This window comes from Litoreibacter meonggei (genome assembly GCF_003663885.1).
GTDB classification, from domain to species: domain Bacteria; phylum Pseudomonadota; class Alphaproteobacteria; order Rhodobacterales; family Rhodobacteraceae; genus Litoreibacter; species Litoreibacter meonggei.
Genome location: NZ_RCCE01000001.1, coordinates 1 through 20,315, shown reverse-complemented (window position 1 = coordinate 20,315; position 20,315 = coordinate 1). Strand labels below are relative to the sequence as shown.

The window sequence follows — 20,315 nt, the reverse complement described above, 5'->3', positions numbered from 1 at the left end:
TTAACGACCCGTTGAATTGCATGAAAGCGACGCTCAATGTCGATTAAGGCCGAGGCTCCGATATGGACCAATTAAAGTCAATTATCAGCAATTTCACGGCGTGGCCGAAGACGTTGCTGCGGTTTGCAGGGGAGTTGTGGCGCGAGCTTTGGGTGCGCGTCGTGGTAATGGGCTGCTTTGCGATTGTGGCTTTGGGGTTGGCGCAGGCAATCGGTCATTTCCTGCCAAGTGAACTTAACGGATATGTTTCGGGCAAAGCTGCGGACCGGTTATTGAGCATCATCGCCAACGCGATGCTGGCGGTGACCACGTTCTCGCTCACCGTGATGGTGACGGTCTACCGCAGCTCGTCGACGCAGTTTACCCCGCGCTTGCACCGGCTGATCATTCAGGACCCGACCACCCAAAACACGCTGGCGGCCTTCATCGGGGCCTATGTTTACGCGTTGATCGCGATAATTTTGCGTGAGCTTGGCGTTTTCGCCGATGAACGGGCGGCTGTGTTGTTTGCCACAACGGTTATCGTGCTGGCCTATGTGGTGGTGTCTATGATCCGTTGGGTGCTGCATCTGCAAACCTTTGGCAGCTTGATGGATACAACCCGTCAGGTCGAAGGCATTACGCGCCAGCAGTTCGAGGCGCGCCTGTCCAAGCCGTGCCTTGGGGCGAACCCGTGGACGGCGGAGGATCAGGTGCCGGAGACTGCCGATACGGTTCGCGCGTCCGAGACTGGCTATATACAGCAATATTACGAGGAATCGCTGGATCAGGCGGCGCGGGCGTGTGGGGTGGATGTCTACATTTGCGCCGCCGTTGGCAGCTTTGTCATGAAGGGCGATGCGATTGCGTATTGCGTTCCCAAGGGGGACGCAGACAGCTCCGAAGACGGTGATCTGCTCGACATCGTCCGCTCGCATATCCAGATCGGGGATGTTCGAACGTACGACCAAGACCCCCGGTTTGGCTTGATGGTTTTGGGGGAAATCGCGTCCAAGGCCTTATCAACGGGGATTAACGATCCGGGAACGGCGATTGACGTCATCACCCGCGTCGCGCGGGTGTTATCGCTGTATCAGGACGAGACGAAATCGGAAGACCCGCCCGAACATGACCGCCTGTGGGTGCGCCCCTTGGATCCCACGGATTTGGTCGAGGACGGGTTTGGCGCGCTTGCGCGCGATGGTGCGAAGCTCATTGAGGTGCAGCAACGGCTGCAATCTGCCCTGTCGCGTTTGATGGAACATGATTGCCCCGAAATGGCCAAAGCCGCGCGGATTGCGGCCTGTCTCGAGTTTCGGCGTGCGGCAGCATCACTGGAGTTCGAGCCGGATGTTGAGCGTCTGCGCCGCTCCACCGCGCGTGTGGTTCTGCAAGAGGTTGAGGGCGACGAATAGCGCTGCACTTATGTGTGATTTGTCGCAGTGAGAAAAGTTTTGTCGTCTTGGAGGGATGACCAACCCGACCCGAACCGCCACTCTTGCAGGAACCGGATAAGGATTTGGACCCATGAAGACCCACGCACAAGCCGTTGTTATCGGGGGCGGCGTCATTGGCTGCTCGATCCTGTACCACCTGACGAAGCTGGGTTGGACCGATGTGGTGCTTTTGGAACGGGACGAATTGACCTCCGGCTCCACATGGCATGCGGCGGCCAATATTCACGGGCTGCATGACAACAACAACATCACCCGCATCCAGAACTACACGATGGATCTGTATAACGCGTTGGAGGCCGAGACAGGGCAGTCCTGCGGCGTGTTCCAGCCCGGATCGCTGTATCTGGCGCAGACCGAAGCGCGCGAACACCAACTGCGCTTGCAGGCGGCGAAGGCGAAATATTACGGGCTGAACTTCTATGAGGTGGACCGCGCCGAGGCGGAGCGACTGCATCCGTTGGTTAACTACGACGGCATCCGTTGCATTATGTATGAGCCGTCCGGCGGTAATGTGGACCCGTCGGGCGTGACCAACGCCTATGCCTCCGGCGCTCGGCAAAACGGAGCGGAGATATACCGCTTCACGCCTGTGACGGCGACCGACCAGCAGTCTGATGGCACATGGGTCGTGAAAACGCCGAAGGGTAATATCGTGACGCCCGTTGTGGTTAACGCGGCAGGCCTTTGGGGGCGCGAAGTTGCCGCGATGGCGGGCATCGCGTTGCCGTTGCAGCCGACGGAGCATCAGTATTTCGTGACCGAAACCATTCCGGAGGTCGCCGCACTGGACCGTCGCTTGCCCTCGGTCGCGGATCGAGACGGGGAATACTATCTGCGCCAAGAGGGGCAGGGACTATTGGTAGGGGCTTATGAAAAAGACGTGCGGTTTTGGGCTGAGGACGGCACACCACAAGGGTTCGGGCACGAGTTGTTCGCTGACGATCTGGAGCGGATCGAGGACAACATGATGCGCGCCATCGACCGCGTGCCGGTCGTCGGCACCGCAGGGATCAAACGGGTGATCAACGGCCCGATGATCTGGTCGCCGGATGCGAATGCGCTGTTCGGTCCGGCGCCGGAGTTGAAAGGCTATTTTTGTTGCAACGGGATCATTCCGGGGTTCTCGCAATCGGGCGGGCTCGGGTCTTTGACGGCGGAATGGATTGTCACAGGCGAGCCGCATCTGGACATGTTCCCGTGGGACATGGCGCGTTTCGGGGCTTGGGCGGACAAGAAATTCACCAAGGCGAAAGTCGGAGATCAATATGCCAACCGCTTTTCGATCCACTTCCCGAACGAGGAGCGATCGGCCGGACGTCCCGCACGGGTGCGCCCGATCTACGAGACGCAGAAAGCCATGGGCGCGGTGTTCGGACTGAACTACGGCTGGGAACATCCTTTGTGGTTTGCCAACACGCCCGGCACCAAGGATACCAACGGGTTCACCCGTCAGAACTGGTTCGAACCCGTCGGCGCAGAGTGTCGGATGCTGCGGGAACGGGCGGGGATCATCGACATCTCCAACTTCGCGAAATACAGCGTCAAAGGGCAGGGGGCGTCGGACTGGTTGAACGCGATTTTTGCCAACAATATGCCCAAAGCCGTGGGCCGCTCCTGCCTGACACCATTGATTGGGGTGCGGGGCGGGATCGCGGGGGATTTCACCGTGACCAAGCTGGGCGACGAGGACTTCCTGATCATCGGCTCCGGCATGGCAGAGCGGTATCACCTGCGCTTCTTCAACATGGTGGAGCGCCCCGACACGGTCAGTTTCGAGAGCCTGACCGAGGCAATGTGCGGCTTCAACGTCGCGGGACCGGAAAGCCGTGCGATGTTGGAACGCCTGACCAACGCGTCACTGGCGACAGAAGATTTTCCGTTCATGCGGTCCCAGAAGATCTCCCTTGCAGGGGTAGATGTGATTGCGTTGCGGGTGTCATTCACCGGTGATTTGGGATGGGAGTTGCATTGCAAGAGCGAAGACCAGCAGCGGTTGTATGACGCGTTGATCGAGACGGGCCGCGCCTTCGGGGCCGGACCTGTCGGGTCGCGCGCGCTGATGTCTCTGCGTGTCGAAAAGGGCTATGGCAGCTGGTCGCGGGAATACAGCCCGGAATACTGGCCGCAGGAAGTGGGGCTGGACGGGTTGATCAAGATGGACAAAGACTTCCTGAACAAAGAGGCCTACGCCGCCCTGAACGACAACGCACCGCGAGAGATGTTGAGCATCATCGAAGTTTTGGAAGTGGAGGAGGCTGACGCGACAGGCGGGGAGCCGGTTTTTCTGCCGGATGGAACGCCTGTTGGGCGCGTCAGCTCGGGGACCTATGGCTACACGGTTGGCAAATCTCTGGCGCTCGGGTTTTTAAAGGGCGTGCCGGCCGGTGCGGAGGTAGATGTTATGATCCTTGGACGCCCGCATCGCGGTGTGGTTCTGGCCGAGCCTCCGTTTGATCCGGAAGGGAAAAAACTGCGGGCTTAACATATGTTTGCCGGTCGGATTTTTGAGTATTTTTAACCAAATGGAAACACGCGCCCCTGATTGAGTCGGGGGCGCGTTAACCTTAATGGCGAGTGAAGACCGGTGTCATCTTTCAGGGATCAGGCCGCGTGGGCTGAACCGGAGCACCAGCAACAGCACGACGCCCATTGTCAGCAGGCGCATATGTGCGGCGCTGTCGATGAGGTGTTGCTTCAGCCAGAAGCCGTCGGACATGCCCGCCGTGATCAGCTGCATCAGGGCAAGGCCCATAGGCTCCACCTGAACCCATAAGAACCAGATCAGGAAGCCACCCAGCACCGAGCCGAAATTGTTGCCGGAGCCGCCGACGATCACCATGACCCAGATCAGGAATGTATAGCGTAACGGCTGGTAGCTGGTTGGGGTGAGCTGGCCGTCCAGCGTGGTCATCATCGCCCCCGCGATACCGCATATGGCAGAGCCGAGGATGAATACCTGCAAGTGGCGCGCGGTGACGTCTTTGCCCATGGCTTCCGCGGCGACCTCGTTGTCCCGGATTGCGCGCATCATGCGGCCCCAAGGCGAGTTGAGAGCCTTTTGAGAAAGCCATAGCAAGATGAGCAGCACGATGGTGAACAGAACAGCATAGCCAAGTTTAACGTAGATCGTCGACGCGGTGGCAGGGTCAAAGCCGAGCCCCGCCGCTTTTTCGACGAAGCTTGCACTGTTTTGCAAATCGATCTCGTAGGGTACTCCCGTTGGACGCTTCAGGCCAACGACGTTTTTGACGCCACGCGACAACCAATCCTCGTTCTTCATGACTGCGATGATGATCTCGGCGATGCCAAGAGTTGCAATCGCCAGATAATCGGAGCGTAGTCCAAGGGCAGTTTTGCCAATGATCCACGCGGCACCGGCGGCCAGCAATCCACCTACGGGCCATGCAACGAGGATCGGCAGGCCAAGCCCCCCCAGATAGCCGGTTGCCGCCGGGTTGACAGCTTCGATAGCCTCCACGCCGCCATCAAACACGTAGCGGAACAGGAAGAAACCACCGATCAGAACTGCCAGCATAGCGAGGACACGGTTGCGCCCTGCGGGTAGCCGTTGGTGGACCATAATAGCCGCAATGATCGTGCCTGCGCCAAGCAACAAACCGAAGATCACACGGACACCGCCAACGCTCCATTCTTCCGTGTTGGCGGGCATGGAGGTGATAACCGTAGCAAGGCCGCCAAGGGCGACGAAGCCCATCACCCCGACGTTGAATAGACCCGCAAGGCCCCATTGCAAGTTGACCCCCAAAGCCATGATCGCCGAGATCAGCCCCATGTTCAGGATCAGCAGGGCTGAATTCCAAGATTGCGCGAAGCCAGTGCCAAGGATCAGGAAACCGACGAATACGAAGAGAAGAGAGTCGCGGCGGGTCATACGGATTGTCCTTTAAACAGGCCGGTCGGTTTGAACAGCAGCACAATGATCAGGATCGAAAACGAGACGGCGAACTTGTAATCCGTGCTCATCAACTGGGCGAGGCCGTCCGGTGCCAATGCCTCTGGCAACGCGTAATTGGCCACTTTCTTGAAGGCGTAGGTTACCGTCACTTCGGAGAATGCGATGACAAAGCCGCCCGCGATGGCCCCCAGCGGATTGCCGAGCCCACCGACGATAGCCGCCGCGAAGATGGGTAAGAGAAGTTGGAAATAGGTGAATGGCTTGAAGGACTTGTCGAGACCATAGAGCGTACCCGCAACGGTCGCCAATGCGGCCACGATTAACCAAGTGTAAAGGACGACGCGCTCCGGGTTAATGCCAGAGAGCAGTGCCAGATCCTCGTTGTCGGAATAGGCCCGCATGGATTTTCCGGTGCGGGTTTTGTTGAGAAACCAGAACAGGAATGCCACGACGATCACCGCAGTGACCAAGGTAATGCCTTGGGTGGTTTTGATTGCCAGACCTTCATCCAGCCCTGTCATGGTTTTGAAGTCACGGGCGGAAATGATAAAGCGCTCGCCGTCGGAAAAACGTTGGTCGTCGGGGCCGATGATGAAGCGGGTCAGGCCGTTCATAATGAACATGACGCCAAGTGATACCATCACCAACACCACGGGTTTTACCTTTCGCTGTCGGTAGAATTGATAGACGAGCTTGTCTGTACCAACCAGTGTCAAGCCGGTCAGAACGATGCCGAATGGCAACGCGAGCAGGGCCGTGGGGAGAGGGCCGAAACCGATACCAAGGCTCTGGAAGCCCCAAGTGATCAGGATGACATACATCGTGCCAAACGCCATGGTATCGCCATGGGCGAAATTGGAGAAGCGCAGGATGCCGTAAATCAGCGTCACCCCTAGCGCGCCGAGCGCAAGCTGGGCGCCATAGGCGGTGCCGGGAACCAGCACGAAGTTGGCGAAGGCCACAATGGCGTTCAGAAAATCCATTACTCTGCCCCTTCGCAGTTGCCGAGATAGTTCACCATGATCGGTCCGTCGTAGATATGAGTGGAGTAGCGTGCGACACCGTTGGCGGCGCGGCTCATCAGATGAAAGGCGCTTTCGGTGACGCCGACATAGATGCGCACGGTGTCATTGCCGCCGACGCTGACAGGGATGGTTTCAGCGTCGCCAACAAGCACGGTTTGACCGTCCCGTTCTTCGATGGAGATGTTGAAGGCGCTTTCGCCGCAGCTTTCTGACTCGAAGCATTCCGTTGTGAAGGTGCACTCGATTGCATGAGCGCTCATCGGCGACAGGATCAATGCGAGTGCAGCGATTTTGGTCGTGTGTGAGAGTGTAAGTGCCATCTTAACCTCCCAAGAAGCTTTTGCGAACTTCGGGGTCGTTCAGCAACGCTTGTCCTGTATCGGTGAAGCGGTTTCGACCTTGCACCAAAACATATCCTTTATCTGCAATTTCAAGTGCTTGTCGTGCGTTTTGTTCCACCATGAGGATCGAGATACCAGTGCGAGCGACCTCGATAATCCGGTCAAACAGTTCGTCCATCACGATAGGTGATACGCCGGCAGTCGGCTCATCCAGCATTAAGACTTGCGGCTGGGTCATCAGCGCGCGGCCTACGGCCACTTGCTGGCGCTGCCCGCCGGACAGCTCACCCGCCGCCTGGTTGCGCTTCTCGCGCAGGATCGGGAATAGCTCGTAGACTTGCTCAATCGTGGCCTGAATATCGTCGCGGCGTAGGAACGCGCCCATTTCAAGGTTTTCTTCGACGGTCATCGAGGTGAAGATGTTAGAGGTTTGCGGCACGAACGCCATCCCCTTGGCCACGCGGGCTTGCGGGGTCAGGGCCGTGATGTCCTCGCCATTCAAACGCACCGCCCCTTGGCGGACGTTCAACATGCCAAATACGGCTTTCATCGCAGTCGATTTCCCCGCGCCATTGGGGCCAACAATCACTGCGATCTCGCCTTTGTTTACTGCGATTGTACAGTCATGCAGAATGTCGGGGCCTTGACCGTAGCCGCCGAACATGGCGTCGCCGATCAGATAGGGCTCGTCGGCGGTGCCTTTGGTCGGGGCATGTTTGGTCTTTTGGGTCTCGATTGTGCCGCCAACTGCTTTTGTTGGATTCTTGCCCAAGGACGCATCCTTGTTGCCGCGGCCATCATAGCTGTCGTTACTCATGCGCTGGCCACCTTGTTCTTTAGTCCGGTGCCTAGATAGGCCTCGATCACTTGCTCGTTGGCTTTGATCTCGTCCAGCGTGCCTTCGGCCAATACGCGGCCTTCGGCCATGCAGATCACGGGGTCGCAGAGGCGGCCAATGAAATCCATGTCGTGCTCGATCACCACGAAGGTGTAGCCGCGTTCTTTGTTCAGCCGGATAATCGCGTCGCCAATCGTGTTGAGCAGGGTGCGGTTCACGCCTGCTCCGACCTCGTCCAGAAACACGATTTTTGCGTCGACCATCATGGTGCGACCCAGTTCCAACAGCTTCTTCTGTCCGCCCGAGATGTTTCCAGCCCGCTCGTCGCGGATATGGTCGATCGTCAGAAACTCCAGAACCTCATCGGCCTTTGCGGCCAGCGCGCGTTCTTCATCGGCGATACGCTTGCGACCAAACCATGTGTTCCATAGACGTTCGCCCGTCTGGTCGCCGGGAACCATCATCAGGTTCTCGCGTAATGTCATCGACGAGAATTCATGCGCGATTTGGAACGTGCGCAGCAGCCCTTTGGAAAACAAGGTGTGCGGCGGCAGGCCGGTGATGTCTTCACCACCCATGGTAACTTTGCCGGATGTTGGTTTAAGAACGCCAGCTATTACATTGAAAAGAGTTGTCTTTCCAGCCCCGTTCGGCCCGATCAATCCAGTGATGGAGCCTTCCTGGATGGTCAGGCTTGCGCCATCAACCGCATGAAATCCACCGAAATGTTTATGTAAGTCGTCTACGACGATCATTGTTGTCTCCCCCTAGCAAAACAGCCCGGAATTTGATCCGGGCTGTTTTCAGTTTTTCGTCATCGCAACTTAGCGGTACTTGACCACGTCCAATTTGCCGTCGGTGAAGGTGACTTGGCGGTAGTTGCCAGCAGACTCGCCGCCGCCGATCAATTCAACGGCAGAGGCGCCGACATAGTCGACATCAGTGCCGGCTTTGATCATCTCCAGCGCTTTGCCCAACTCACCTGGGTAGATTTTCTCACCGGGTGCGTTGGCAACGTCCATGACCTTGTCTTTGAAGTCGGAGGAGTCAGCAGAGCCGGCAGCTTGCATCGCCAGCATGATCAACGCAGCAGCATCGTAGCTTTCAGCCGAGAAAGGCGAGGTCGCGTTGAACGCATCGCCGATCAGGTCCTGATATGCTTTTGCGCCGGGGCTGTCGGTGCCCGGGTTCTGGCCGGTGGAGCCGTCGATTTCCGCGCCAAAGTTCTCGACCAGTTTGTCCGAGATCATGCCGTCAGGGAAGTGGAACGTATCAAACGCGCCTGAATCCAGCGATGCACGCACGATGCCAGAGCCGCCTTGATCCACGTAACCTGCGACGACCAGACGGTCCCCACCAGCGGAAGCCAGCGCACCAACTTCGGCAGAGTAGTCGGCTTTGCCGTCTTCATGTGCCGCAGAAATTGTGACGGTCCCGCCAGCAGCCTCGTAGGCGGTCTGGAACGCATCTGCCAAACCCTTACCGTAATCGTTGTTAGTATAGGTTAGTGCGACGGATTTGATGCCCTCTTCCATCAGCACTTCGGTCATCACTACGCCTTGACGCGCGTCGGATGGGGCCGTGCGGAAGAACAGGCCGTTATCCTCGGCGGTGGACAGGCCGGGGGAAGTTGCGGATGGCGAAATCATCACCGTGCCGTTGGCCAATGCCACGTTGGACAGGATTGCGCCGGTCACGCCGGAGCAGTCTGCGCCCATGATGGCATTAACTTTGTCGGATGTGACCAGACGTTCCGCTGCGGAGGTTGCAGCCGCTGCGTCGATGCAGGTACTATCCGCGCGGATGCCTGTTACGGTCGCGCCGTCCAGCAGCATGCCGGAGTCTGTAACTTCCTTGATAGCCGCCTCAGCACCACCAGCCATTTGTTGGGCGAGTGATTCAAGTGGGCCGGTGAAGCCTAGAATGATGCCGATTTTCACGTCTTTCGCGTGGCCGTCGGCGAAAGCCGCCCCTGCCATCAATGCGGTGGCAGTCGTAGCTAAAAGTAGTTTTTTCATGAGTGATCTCCCTGATCTTAACTTTTTATTGCTGAACTTTACGCAGCGATTCCCCAAAAGAAAAGGGGGCTTGCAGGGCCTTCCTCTACGGCACTCCAATCTCACGGATGTCGTTATGCGCTTCACGATCCGGTTAGCGGCGTAGAAGCTTCGCAGCCTTGTGCTATCTTCCTTCCAAACCAGTTTGGAGTGAGCAATGATCCTGAAAACAATCGCAGTTTCGGCCATTTTAACTTTTGGCCCACCGGTCCACGCTTTAGAAAGTAGCGTCGGCACGCTTCAGGTGTCCAAGATTGCCGACGGGTTCGACGAACCTTGGGCCGTGGAATCCCTACCGGATGGCGGAATATTGGTGAGTGAGCGGGGTGGAACGCTCACAAATCTGCGCCCGGACGGACGTCGCATCAACGTAAAAGGCGTGCCGAAGGTCGTTGACCGTGGGCAGGGCGGGCTGTTGGATATTATGATCCCGCGTGACTTCGCGCGAAGCCGTGAGGTATTTCTCAGCTACGCAAATCGCAGGGGTAACAGTTACGGCACGGCCATTGGCCGTGGCAAGCTTAGCTCTGACGGGACAAGCCTGACTGGCTTCAAGCGCATCTTTCAACAGGCGCGCGGCAGCGATCAGGCCAAGCATTTCGGCTCCCGCATCGTGGAGGCCCGCGATGGCACTATCTTTCTGACGATTGGGGAACGCGGTGATCGGGCCAAGGCGCAAGACCTGCGAAATCACAACGGCACTGTAGTGCGTTTGCGCCGGTCCGGCGTGGTGCCTCCCGATAATCCCTTCATCGGCATGCCGGGCGCGGAGCCGGAGATTTATTCCTACGGGCACCGAAACCCTCAAGGGGCCGCGCTGGATTTGAATGGCAACCTCTATGTGGTTGAACATGGCGCGCGCGGAGGCGACGAGGTGAATGCGGTTAAAGCGGGCAAAAACTACGGGTGGCCGGTGATCAGTTATGGGCGCCATTACTCAGGGTTCAAAATTGGCGAGGGGACGTCTAAGCCCGGTATGGAACAGCCAGTGCACTATTGGGACCCGTCCATAGCGCCCTCAGGCATGATGATTTACTCGGGCAAGCTTTGGTCGGACTGGACGGGCGATATCTTCGTCGGTTCGCTAAAGTTCGACATGATCTCGCGGCTTGATGGCAAAACCCTTAAAGAAGAACGCCTGCAATCGTCACAAACAGGCCGCGTGCGCGACGTGATCGAAGGCCCAAACGGAGAGATATGGTTCCTGTCGGTGATAAATGGCGCGCTCTACGAAATCACTCCGTAACCCGACCTTAAGGTTAGTGGTTGCGCCGATGTTAGTGCGCACCCCATGTCTCCATTTGGTTCCAAATACTCAAAAACTGCCGTCACCCCGCAAGGGACGGCAGCCAGAGTACGATCCCCGGAAAGGCCACCAAAGCGGCGATGGTCAACCCGTCGGCGATGAAAAACGGCGTCACGCCTTTGAACACGTCCTGCACGGTCAGATCGTCCCGCACACCGGCGACGACGAAGCAGTTCAGACCGATGGGTGGCGTTATCAGGCAAAACTCGGCCATCTTCACCACCAAAATCCCGAACCAGATCGCGCACATAGTGCCGGACATCCCGAAGGTGCTCTCTGCCGCCGTCACCGCCTCGCCACCATTCAAAGCCATGACCGCCGGATAGACCACCGGCAGGGTCAACAGGAGCATTCCGATCGCGTCCATAAACATCCCAAGCACGGCATAGGCCAGCAGGATGCAGACAAGGATCAACATTGGCGATGTCTCAAGCGAGGTGATCCAGTCCGAAAATGCGCCCGGCAGATCGGCAAATCCAAGGAAGCGCACATAAATCAGCACCCCCCAGATGATGGTGAAGATCATCACCGTCAGCTTGGCCGTCTCGATCAAAGCCTCCTTCAACTGCGCCATCCGCATCCCGCGGTAGAGCGCCATCAGGAACACGATGAACGCGCCGACGGCACCGCCCTCGGTCGGGGTACCCCACGCGTCACCGAACGGGTTGTAGACGAAGAAGATGATAATCACGACCACCGCGACGATGGGCAGGGCAGGTGGCAGGGACTCGAACCGTTCGCGCCATGTAAAACCGGACACGGGCGGGCCTACGTTTTTGAACACCACGGCAATTCCGATAATCAGCAGCGCATAAATCACCGCCGAAAACGCCCCGGGAATGAAGCCGGCCAGCAGCAGCTTGCCCACGTCCTGCTCCACAATGATCGCGTAGATCACAAGGATGGCCGAGGGCGGGATCAGGGACGCCAACGTCCCGCCCGCCGCGACGACACCCGCTGCAAACTGTTTGTTGTACCCGATCTTCAACATCTCTGGGATTGCGATGCGGGCGAAGACCGCAGCGGTCGCAACCGAGGCGCCGGATACGGCGGCGAAGCCTGCCGTGGCGAATACGGTCGACACGGCCAGCCCGCCCGGAACCCATGCGATCCAGCGTTTCGCGGCCTCGAACAGGGCCGAGGTCAGCTTGGCATAATAGGCCAGATAGCCGATCAGGATGAAGGTCGGGATCAGGCTCAACGCTTGGGAAGATACCTTGGAATGGGGCACTTGCCCCGCGATTTTCACGCTGATCTCGATGGATTTCCAAAGCCGGTCGGGGGCGTAATCGAATCCGTTCCAGCGCAGCCAAATTAACCCGAACAGTCCGGCCATCGCGGCGGCGAACGCAACCCGCATGCCCAGAACGACCATTGCCAGCATGAAGCCCGAAACCCACAGGCCGATGGTGATCTCATCCATCAGTCTGCCCCCTCAAGCTGCTCGGCTTCCAAACGGGCCTGTTCGGCGACCGTCAGGATCAGCGGCACAGCGACGGGGTTTTCGACGTTCAGGACAAGCGCACGGGCGTAGCCCCATGCCTGCAAGAATAGTCGCAGGGCCAATACCGAAAACGCCACGGGAATTAGCAGTTTTGATGGCCAAATCGGTATGCCGATGTCGATGGAGCTGTCCCGGCTCCAGAGCGGTTTGCTCATGTCGAAGCTGCGGTCGAAATGGGACCAGCTGCCCCAAATGAGTGCGAGAATAAGAACAAGGATCAGCAGCACGGAAATCAGCTCGAACAACCACATCGCGCGGCCTTTCAGGGCCGAAATCACGATGTCCATGCGGATATGCCCGCCGACCCGCTGCACGTAGGAAACGCCCATGAAGGCGATCAGCGGCATGGCGGCTTCGATGTAGTCGACATAGCCCGACAGCGGCGCGTTGAAGAACTTGCGCCCAGTGACCGAATAGGCCGCCAGAAACATCAGGGAAAAGACCGCGAGCCCCGACAGCAACGCGAACAGGCGTTCCAGTGGCACCAATGCGCGGTCGAGCCTGCTTAGAATGCTGGAATCTTCCAGCACTGCGGCTGATCCGGCCATATAAACTTCCCCCGAATAAAGTCGCGGCGCCCGTGATAGGACGCCGCTTTGTCTTTAGCTGCCGCGCGTGTCGGCGAGCGTTTTGACCACGAGGTCATACAGCTCCTGGCCCGGAATGCCTTGGGCTTCCATGTCGGCGATCCACGCATCACGCGCCGGATCGGCGGCCTTGGCGCGGAACTCGTCGATCACGGATTGGTCGATCTCGACTTTCTGCACGCCTTTTTCTTCCAGAACCGAGTCCCACTTCTTCAACAACTCGCCATAGTTGGCGAGGTAGTGGTCCAGCGCCTCGGGGATCGAGCTGTCGAGCGCCTCGCGCTCGGCATCAGACAGCGCCTCGTAGGCGTCGATATTGACGACCACGGGGCAGTTCACCGTGCCGGGGTTCAGGTTGGCGGTCCACCAGTCGGCTTGGTTGATCGTGCCGAAGGACAGGTGGGCGTGTTGGGCGAAGGCCACGGTGTCGACGACGCCGGATTCCATCGCCTGATAGGCCTCTGTTGCGGTCACGGAGGTCGGGACAGCGCCCACAGCTTCAAAGGCTTTGCCCAAACCGCCGGTTGCACGCACGCGCATGCCGTTCATCTTCTCCAGCGTGTCGCGTGGCTCGCCGGTGCCAACGATGTTGTATTGCGGCATTGGCGAGGTCATCAGCAGTTTAGCGTTCCACTGCGCCATTTCTTCCGTGGCGGCAGGGTGGGCGTAGACAGCTTTGGACACCGCAACCTCTTCTTCGAGGTTCGCAACCCCAAGGAATGGCAGTTCCAACACCGTCACAACACGGTTCTTGTCGCGGTGATAACCCGCACAGAATTGCGCCATCTCGAACGCGCCGATGGAGATACCGTCAAGGTTCTCGCGGTTCTTGGACAGCCCGCCATAGCTGACATTCATGGTGAATTCGCCGCCGGTCTTCTCGGAAACCAGTTCGGCCAGCTTCTCCACATGTTCGGTAAATGCGCGACGTTTGCCCCAGACAGAGACGTTCCATTCGGTTGCGGCGGCTTCGCCAACAAATGCAAAGGTAAGGGCCACCACCGAGGTGGTTTTCAAAAGTTTATTCATAGAGTCCTCCCAGACAGGATGTATTTCATCCATTTTTGTGAGACAGAGCATGTGATTAATTGCCCACGGGTTCAACCCGTTTTGTTGCGAAAGGTTTGTGTCATGGCGTCATTGAAATCGAGACTTCAAGCGGGCAGCGTTCAACACGGGGTTTGGCTTGGCCTTGGTAGCGCCGCAGTTGCAGAGATTGCTACCACTGCCGGGTTCGACTGGTGCTTGATAGATGGTGAACACGGACCCTATGACATCGCGGCAGTGGCCGATCAGGCGCGGGTACTTGGGCCGGAGGCTTGCGTGCGGGTTCCGAAAGCGGAAGACTGGATGATCAAGCAAGTGCTTGATCTTGGGTGTCATACAGTGGTCGTTCCTATGGTCGATACGCCCGAGCAAGCACATGAGATGGCTTGCGCCATGCGCTATCCATCAAAGGAATTCCCGCAAGGCACCCGCGGGATCGCGTCCTCGCTTGTGCGGGCGTCGGGCTACAACCATGACACCGACTACGTCACGCAGGCCAATGATCGCGTGTGTCTGTTTGTTCAGATCGAAAGCGTCACCGCATTGGAAAACCTCGATGCGATTTGCGCGGTGGAGGGTGTTGACGGCGCGTTTATCGGTCCCGCTGATTTGGCGGCCTCCATGGGGTATTTGCACGATCTGGATGCGCCGGAAGTTCAAGCAGCCATCGACAACGCACTGCGCCGGATCGTGGCGTCGGGCAAGATCGCGGGCGCGTTTAGCTTCAAGCCGGATCGCGCGGCGCATTATGTAGAGATGGGGGCGACAATGGTTGCCGTGGCGTCCGATGTGGCGCTGCTCAGCGGTGCCTTGCGCGACTGTACCAAGGGCTTTAGGCCTGACACCTGAACTTTCGGAGGTCGCGCCATGCTGCAAATTCACCAATTCCCTCATCCACCGCTCGAAAACTATGGCGTGCTGATCCACGATCCTGAGTCTGGTGAGACGGCTGCGATCGACGTCGGGGACGGACCTTCTTACTTTGCGGCGGTTGAAGCAACGGGATGGACGCCAACGCAGATTTGGGTGACCCACCACCACCACGATCATATCACCGGACTAGCGGCGCTGAAAAACGCCAGTGGTGCCAGTGTTTACGGGCCCGCCGGAATTGATGGGGTAGATACCGTCTTGTCTGATGGTGATAGGTTTTCCTTTGCGGGGCGGCAGGTAGATGTCATCCACACTCCCGGCCACACGATGGATATGCTTAACTTCTATATTGCTTCTGAAGGCATTGTTTTTACAGGGGATACGCTGTTTGTGATGGGCTGTGGACGGCTGTTTGAAGGCTCGCCATTGGACATGTGGACCAGTATGCAAAAGCTGATGGCATTACCTGAGCAAACGCAAGTCTATTGCTCCCATGAGTACACATTGTCGAACGCGAAGTTTGCGGTATCTGTAGACCCTGACAACATGGCGCTACGCAATCGGGCCATCGAGGTGGAGCAATTGCGCGAGCAAGGCGATCCAACTGTGCCGTCAACCATATCGGCAGAGCTTGCGACCAATCCTTTTTTGCGCTGTGACGATCCTTCGATCCGCGCGGGTCTCGGGATGGAAGGGGCAAGTGACGTCGAGGTGTTTGCAGAGCTACGCAAGCGTAAGGATAGTTTCTGAGGTAGGTTTTCCAACCAAATTCGGGGTTGGATGGACACAGAAACAGGTCCTTGGCGGTGCGCGTTTTGCTCAACCGGTTGCCATTTGGAAAGAATGCTGATCCGCATCCTCAGGCTTGGGGTCTTCTGGTCTCGGAGCAACTGCGCTCAGGAATTCGACATCCCAACAGCATGAGGGAGTGGTACCGCTGCTTTGTGCGCTTGTTGGTGTAGTTATCCGCCTGTGCGAACTTCGCGAACCCAAGCGATGATCGTTGCACGGGCGTCTAGGTCCATTTGGACCGCGTTGGGGGGCGGCATGGCGTGGCTGACCCCTGCGTGAAGGTAAATCTCGCTCGCGTGCCGCGCGACATCCCCTTTGGTTTCAAGATAAACGCCCTTAGGCGCCCAAAGCATCCCGTCCCAAACCGGCTCGCGTGCGTGACACATGGAGCAGTTGCCGACGACCGTGTCGTAAGCGTCCTCGAACGACGCTGCGGAGGCGAATTTCTCCTCGTAGGCGGTCAGCGGGCGGGCCTCGGCCTCTTCCCATGTCTCGCCTGTCCGCACTGTCGAGAGCCACGCGATCACGATCATCAAGATCACCGTCACGCCCCAAGTCCAGTTCGGGCCTTTGCCAGTGGAGTGCATGGTGTTGAAGTAGTGGCGTATGGTGACACCCGTCAGGAAGATAAGACTGGCGATGATCCACGCATACTGTGTGCCAAAGGACAGCGGGTAGTGGTTGGACAGCATTAAGAACACGACCGGCAAGGTCAGGTAGTTGTTATGGGTGGAGCGCACCTTGGCGATCTTGCCATACTTGGCATCCGGTGTGCGGCCTGCCTTAAGGTCGGCCACGACGATGCGCTGGTTCGGCATGATCTGGAAAAACACGTTCGCAGTCATGATCGTGGCGGTGAACGCGCCCAGATGCAGGAGGGCGGCGCGGCCCGTGAAAATCTGGTTGTAGCCCCATGACATGATCACGAGGATCACGAAGAGCAGCAGCATAAGCAGGGTAGGTTGCTCGCTCAGCTTGGATTTGCACATGAAGTCGTAGGCCAGCCAGCCGATGGTCAGGGAGCCGCCAGAGATCAGGATACCCTGCCACAAGCTCAATTCGGCTTTGGTCGGGTCAAGAAGGAACAACTCGCCGCCAACCCAATAGACGATCATCAACATTGCGGCGCCGGACACCCATGTGATGTAGCTTTGCCATTTGTGCCAGATCAGATGCTCCGGCATGTTCTCTGGGGCAACCAGATATTTCTGGATGTGGTAGAAACCGCCGCCGTGCACTTGCCATTCCTCGCCATGCGCACCTGCGGGCATGTTGGGGGCTTTGCGTAGGCCCAAGTCCAGCGCGATAAAGTAGAAGGACGCGCCGATCCATGCCATTGCGGTGATGAGATGTAGCCAGCGGACCGAAAAGGCGATCCAGTCCCACATGATAGCCAAGTCGTACATAACAAGCTCCCTAGATTCGTGTTCGAGATCACCCTAGGCGAAATTGATATATTCTTGTATTGTCACAAAATACCAAGCAGCATCAAAAAAAACAAAACAATGTCCTATCTAGATAATATACGCACTTTTGTCCGAGTCTATGAACTCGGTAGTATGTCCGCAGCGGGACGTGACATGCGTATTTCGCCCGCCGTGACGTCCTCGCGCATTTCGCAACTGGAGCAACATTTGGGCGTCCGGCTGTTTCAGCGCACGACGAGAAACCTTGCACCAACAGAGCAGGGTAAAGTTTTTTACGGCGGTGCATGCAGTGTTTTGGAATCGGTCGAAGCCGCCGAAGCTCAGGTGGTCGACATCACCGACCAGCCCAGAGGCTCGCTTTATGTTTCGGCCCCACTAGGTGTCGGGCGTAGATTGATCGCGCCAGAAATCCCCGCTTTTCTGGAGATGTATCCTGACGTCAGCGTGCGTTTGCGGCTGACGGATAGAACGGTCGACCTGACGACTGAAGGATTGGATCTTGGGTTTTTCCTTGGTCAACCAGAGGATAGCACTTTGCGAATTAGAAAAATCGCAGATGTGCAACGCGTGCTGTGTGCCGCTCCAAAATATATCGCCGCACGTGGGCATCCGCGAACTGGGGACGAGATCGTCAAAGAGAAACATGAATGCCTAAGCCTGCGCTTTCCAGGGGCCGCTGAGTTCAAGTGGCCATTGGTGACTAAAGAAGGCACAAAACGGTATAGTGCTGGGGGTCATTACGAATGTGATGATGGCGATACTTTGCTGGATTGGGCGTTGGCAGGGCATGGCATTACACTAAAGCCGGTCTTTGAGGTCGCCCATCACTTAAAATCTGGCGATCTTGTTATCGTGGCGGAGGAAACCCCGCCGGAACCAGTTCAAATGGCGTGTCTGTTTACGCATCGTCGACATCAAGACCCGAAGACCCGCTTGTTTATGGAGTTTGTCTTTGACCGCATAAGCGGCGTGGTCAAAGAGACAAAGCTGCCGGATCAGGCGCCAGGCTAAGGTGATCGGCGTCTGCGCGCATAAATAGAGCGCAATTACTGACCTTCCTGAGACTCCTTCGTGTTTTATTTGAAAAACAAATCCATTGTATTGAAATACAAGCCTCTCGACTGAGGAGACCCACAAGTGACTCGATATCCACGCGACATGACCGGTTATGGTAAAACACCGCCCGCGGCCAATTGGCCAAACGGGGCGAAGATTGCCGTGCAAATTGTGCTGAATTATGAAGAGGGTGGCGAGAATAACGTCTTGCACGGCGACGCCGCTTCCGAAGCATTCCTGTCCGAAATCACAGGCGCGCAGCCTTGGCCGGATCAGCGCCATTGGAACATGGAATCAATTTACGAATACGGGTCTCGCGCCGGGTTCTGGCGGGTGCATCGTATGTTGGGCGATCTTCCGGTGACGGTTTACGGCGTGGCCACAGCACTTGCGCGGGCACCGGAACAGGTCGCTGCGATGAAGGCATCTGGCTGGGAAATTGCCAGCCACGGCCTGAAGTGGATTGAACATAAAGATATGTCCGAGGACGAGGAGCGGGCGCAGATTGCCGACGCGATCCGCTTGCACACAGAAGCCGTCGGAGAGTCACCACGCGGCTGGTACACTGGCCGCTGCTCCAACAATACGATCCGCCTTGCCGCGGAAACCGGCCAGTTCGCCTATGTGGCGGACAGTTACGCGGATGATTTGCCGTATTGGATGAAATTTGATGGGCAGGACCAATTGATCGTGCCCTACACGATGGATTGCAACGATATGCGTTTCGCCATTCAGGCTGGCTTCACCAATGGCGAGCAGTTTGAATCCTACCTCAAAGACAGTTTCGATTTTCTGTATGCAGAAGGCTGCGCCGGTCAGCCGAAAATGCTGTCGATCGGGTTGCATTGCCGTCTGATTGGTCGCCCGGGAAGGGCTGCCGCACTGATGCGCGCGATCGAGCATTTCAAATCCCATGAAGGCGTTTGGTTTGCCAGCCGCCTCGACATTGCTGAACACTGGGCCAAGGAGAATCCCCCCATGTCACAGACCCGCCCGTCCGAGATGGACCGCGATACTTTTGTTACCGAATTTGGTGGCATCTTTGAGCATAGCCCTTGGATTGCCGACGGCGCATATGATCTGGAACTGGGGCCGACCCATGATACCGCGCAAGGTGTGCATCAGATGCTGGCACGGGTGTTCCGTGCGGCGTCAGAAGAGCAGCGTCTGGGCGTGCTGACCGCACACCCTGATTTGGCGGGTAAACTGGCTGAAGCCAAGCGGCTGACGGCTGAATCCACCGCTGAGCAGGCGTCGGTTGGCCTCGACTCGCTGACTGATGATGAACGCAGCAAGCTCACCGCGATGAATGACGCGTATACATCGAAATTCGGGTTCCCCTTCATCATTGCCGTGCGTGACAACACCAAAGCCTCGATCATGGAGGCCTTTCAACGCCGCATCGACAGCGACCGCGCAACCGAGTTTTCAGAGGCATGCAAGCAAGTCGAACGCATCGCAGAGCTGCGCCTCATCGAGAAGTTTTCCGCATGAACGTCCGGATCAAAGCAGAGCCGCTAACAGCCGAGACCTTTGCGCCATATGGCGACCTGTTGGACGCATCGGGCGCACCTGACAAGCTGATCAATCAGGGAAAATGTGGCCGGTTTCATGATCGGGCGCGACTGGATTTTGCGGATGGCAAGGCGGGTATCAGCATTTTCAAAGGGGAAATGGAAACGCTGCCTCTCGCCTTGGAGTTGGTAGAGCGCCACCCCGAAGGCAGTCAGGCTTTCGTGCCGATGTCGGCTGATCCGTTTTTGGTGGTGGTTGCCGCCGACGAGGGTGGGGTTCCCGCAGAACCGAAAGCGTTCCTGACGGCGCCGGGGCAGGCGATCAATTTTCATCGCGGCACATGGCACGGCGTTCTGGCGCCGCTGTCCGAACCGGGTCTGTTTGCCGTCATCGACCGCATCGGGGATGGCGCCAATCTTGAAGAGCATTGGTTCGACACAAGCTACATTATTGAGCGTTAAAATCGCGGTTGGCGACACGCCAGCACCACGCATATCTTAGGGGAGAAACGTCATGGCTGATACATCATTGGGGACCGCAGAGCAGCTGCGCGATCCGAACTATACACCGGCTCTCGCGAAAGCGATTCCACTTG

At 57.6% G+C, this 20,315-nt stretch carries 18 protein-coding genes; 8 read left to right on the top strand and 10 right to left on the bottom strand.

The annotated features are described in order from the left end of the window. Positions 1 to 62 precede the first annotated feature (62 nt). Both BCF46_RS00090 and BCF46_RS00085 read left to right on the top strand, forming a co-directional pair. A complete protein-coding gene (locus tag BCF46_RS00090) occupies positions 63 to 1,394 on the top strand; it encodes a DUF2254 domain-containing protein (RefSeq protein ID WP_121020520.1) in 1,332 nt (443 codons plus the stop codon). A gap of 112 nt (positions 1,395 to 1,506) precedes the next feature. Beyond that, complete coding sequence (locus BCF46_RS00085) at positions 1,507 to 3,918, top strand: GcvT family protein (protein ID WP_121020518.1); 2,412 nt, start codon at positions 1,507 to 1,509, stop codon at positions 3,916 to 3,918. A gap of 105 nt (positions 3,919 to 4,023) precedes the next feature. Here the strand turns inward: BCF46_RS00085 and BCF46_RS00080 are convergent, their stop codons facing one another. From BCF46_RS00080 to BCF46_RS00055, 6 genes are all read right to left on the bottom strand, one after another. Next, positions 4,024 to 5,328, bottom strand: coding sequence for a branched-chain amino acid ABC transporter permease (locus BCF46_RS00080; protein ID WP_121020515.1), 1,305 nt, complete (start codon positions 5,326 to 5,328; stop codon positions 4,024 to 4,026). Then, positions 5,325 to 6,335: a branched-chain amino acid ABC transporter permease gene (locus BCF46_RS00075; protein ID WP_121020514.1), complete on the bottom strand. Its 1,011-nt coding sequence runs from the start codon at positions 6,333 to 6,335 to the stop codon at positions 5,325 to 5,327. Before BCF46_RS00075 ends, BCF46_RS00080 begins: the two co-directional genes overlap by 4 nt. Beyond that, the gene (locus BCF46_RS00070; protein WP_121020511.1) at positions 6,335 to 6,697 is read right to left on the bottom strand and encodes a hypothetical protein; all 363 of its coding nucleotides are present in this window, start codon (positions 6,695 to 6,697) and stop codon (positions 6,335 to 6,337) included. The genes BCF46_RS00075 and BCF46_RS00070 overlap by 1 nt, the downstream gene beginning before the upstream one ends. Position 6,698: 1 nt before the next feature. Then, the gene (locus BCF46_RS00065) at positions 6,699 to 7,535 is read right to left on the bottom strand and encodes an ABC transporter ATP-binding protein (protein ID WP_121020509.1); all 837 of its coding nucleotides are present in this window, start codon (positions 7,533 to 7,535) and stop codon (positions 6,699 to 6,701) included. Continuing rightward, positions 7,532 to 8,311, bottom strand: coding sequence for an ABC transporter ATP-binding protein (locus BCF46_RS00060; protein WP_121020507.1), 780 nt, complete (start codon positions 8,309 to 8,311; stop codon positions 7,532 to 7,534). The genes BCF46_RS00065 and BCF46_RS00060 overlap by 4 nt, the downstream gene beginning before the upstream one ends. A 69-nt stretch (positions 8,312 to 8,380) precedes the next feature. Next, complete coding sequence (locus tag BCF46_RS00055) at positions 8,381 to 9,574, bottom strand: ABC transporter substrate-binding protein (protein WP_121020505.1); 1,194 nt, start codon at positions 9,572 to 9,574, stop codon at positions 8,381 to 8,383. 196 nt (positions 9,575 to 9,770) lie between these two features. Between BCF46_RS00055 and BCF46_RS00050 the strand changes: the two genes are divergently transcribed. Beyond that, positions 9,771 to 10,859 carry a PQQ-dependent sugar dehydrogenase gene (locus tag BCF46_RS00050; RefSeq protein ID WP_211332751.1) on the top strand — a complete coding sequence of 363 codons (1,089 nt, stop codon included), beginning with the start codon at positions 9,771 to 9,773 and terminating at the stop codon, positions 10,857 to 10,859. Positions 10,860 to 10,941: 82 nt separating this feature from the next. Here BCF46_RS00050 and BCF46_RS00045 read toward each other — a convergent pair whose 3' ends face one another. Genes BCF46_RS00045 through BCF46_RS00035 form a run of 3 tightly spaced genes read right to left on the bottom strand, consistent with a single transcriptional unit; the run spans position 10,942 to position 14,039 of the window. Beyond that, on the bottom strand, positions 10,942 to 12,342 hold the full coding sequence (locus tag BCF46_RS00045; RefSeq protein ID WP_121020504.1) for a TRAP transporter large permease: 1,401 nt from the start codon (positions 12,340 to 12,342) through the stop codon (positions 10,942 to 10,944). Beyond that, positions 12,342 to 12,971, bottom strand: a complete 630-nt coding sequence (locus BCF46_RS00040; protein ID WP_121020502.1) for a TRAP transporter small permease subunit — start codon at positions 12,969 to 12,971, stop codon at positions 12,342 to 12,344. Before BCF46_RS00040 ends, BCF46_RS00045 begins: the two co-directional genes overlap by 1 nt. 54 nt (positions 12,972 to 13,025) lie before the next feature. Then, entirely contained in the window at positions 13,026 to 14,039 is a 1,014-nt protein-coding gene (locus BCF46_RS00035) for a C4-dicarboxylate TRAP transporter substrate-binding protein (protein WP_121020500.1), read from the bottom strand. A gap of 102 nt (positions 14,040 to 14,141) precedes the next feature. On the opposite strand from BCF46_RS00035, the gene BCF46_RS00030 reads away from it, so the two are divergent. Then, complete coding sequence (locus BCF46_RS00030) at positions 14,142 to 14,906, top strand: HpcH/HpaI aldolase family protein (RefSeq protein WP_121020498.1); 765 nt, start codon at positions 14,142 to 14,144, stop codon at positions 14,904 to 14,906. Between the two features lie 18 nt (positions 14,907 to 14,924). After that, entirely contained in the window at positions 14,925 to 15,680 is a 756-nt protein-coding gene (gene gloB, locus BCF46_RS00025; protein WP_121020496.1) for a hydroxyacylglutathione hydrolase, read from the top strand. A gap of 212 nt (positions 15,681 to 15,892) precedes the next feature. Here gloB and BCF46_RS00020 read toward each other — a convergent pair whose 3' ends face one another. Then, complete coding sequence (locus BCF46_RS00020; protein ID WP_121020494.1) at positions 15,893 to 17,128, bottom strand: urate hydroxylase PuuD; 1,236 nt, start codon at positions 17,126 to 17,128, stop codon at positions 15,893 to 15,895. Positions 17,129 to 17,227: 99 nt separating this feature from the next. On the opposite strand from BCF46_RS00020, the gene BCF46_RS00015 reads away from it, so the two are divergent. The 3 genes from BCF46_RS00015 to BCF46_RS00005 all read left to right on the top strand — a co-directional run bounded on the left by BCF46_RS00015 (position 17,228) and on the right by BCF46_RS00005 (position 20,181). After that, a complete protein-coding gene (locus BCF46_RS00015; RefSeq protein WP_121022189.1) occupies positions 17,228 to 18,160 on the top strand; it encodes a LysR family transcriptional regulator in 933 nt (310 codons plus the stop codon). 126 nt (positions 18,161 to 18,286) lie between these two features. Next, entirely contained in the window at positions 18,287 to 19,699 is a 1,413-nt protein-coding gene (gene puuE, locus BCF46_RS00010; protein ID WP_121020492.1) for an allantoinase PuuE, read from the top strand. Continuing rightward, the gene (locus BCF46_RS00005; protein ID WP_121020490.1) at positions 19,696 to 20,181 is read left to right on the top strand and encodes an ureidoglycolate lyase; all 486 of its coding nucleotides are present in this window, start codon (positions 19,696 to 19,698) and stop codon (positions 20,179 to 20,181) included. The genes puuE and BCF46_RS00005 overlap by 4 nt, the downstream gene beginning before the upstream one ends. Positions 20,182 to 20,315: the final 134 nt, after the last annotated feature.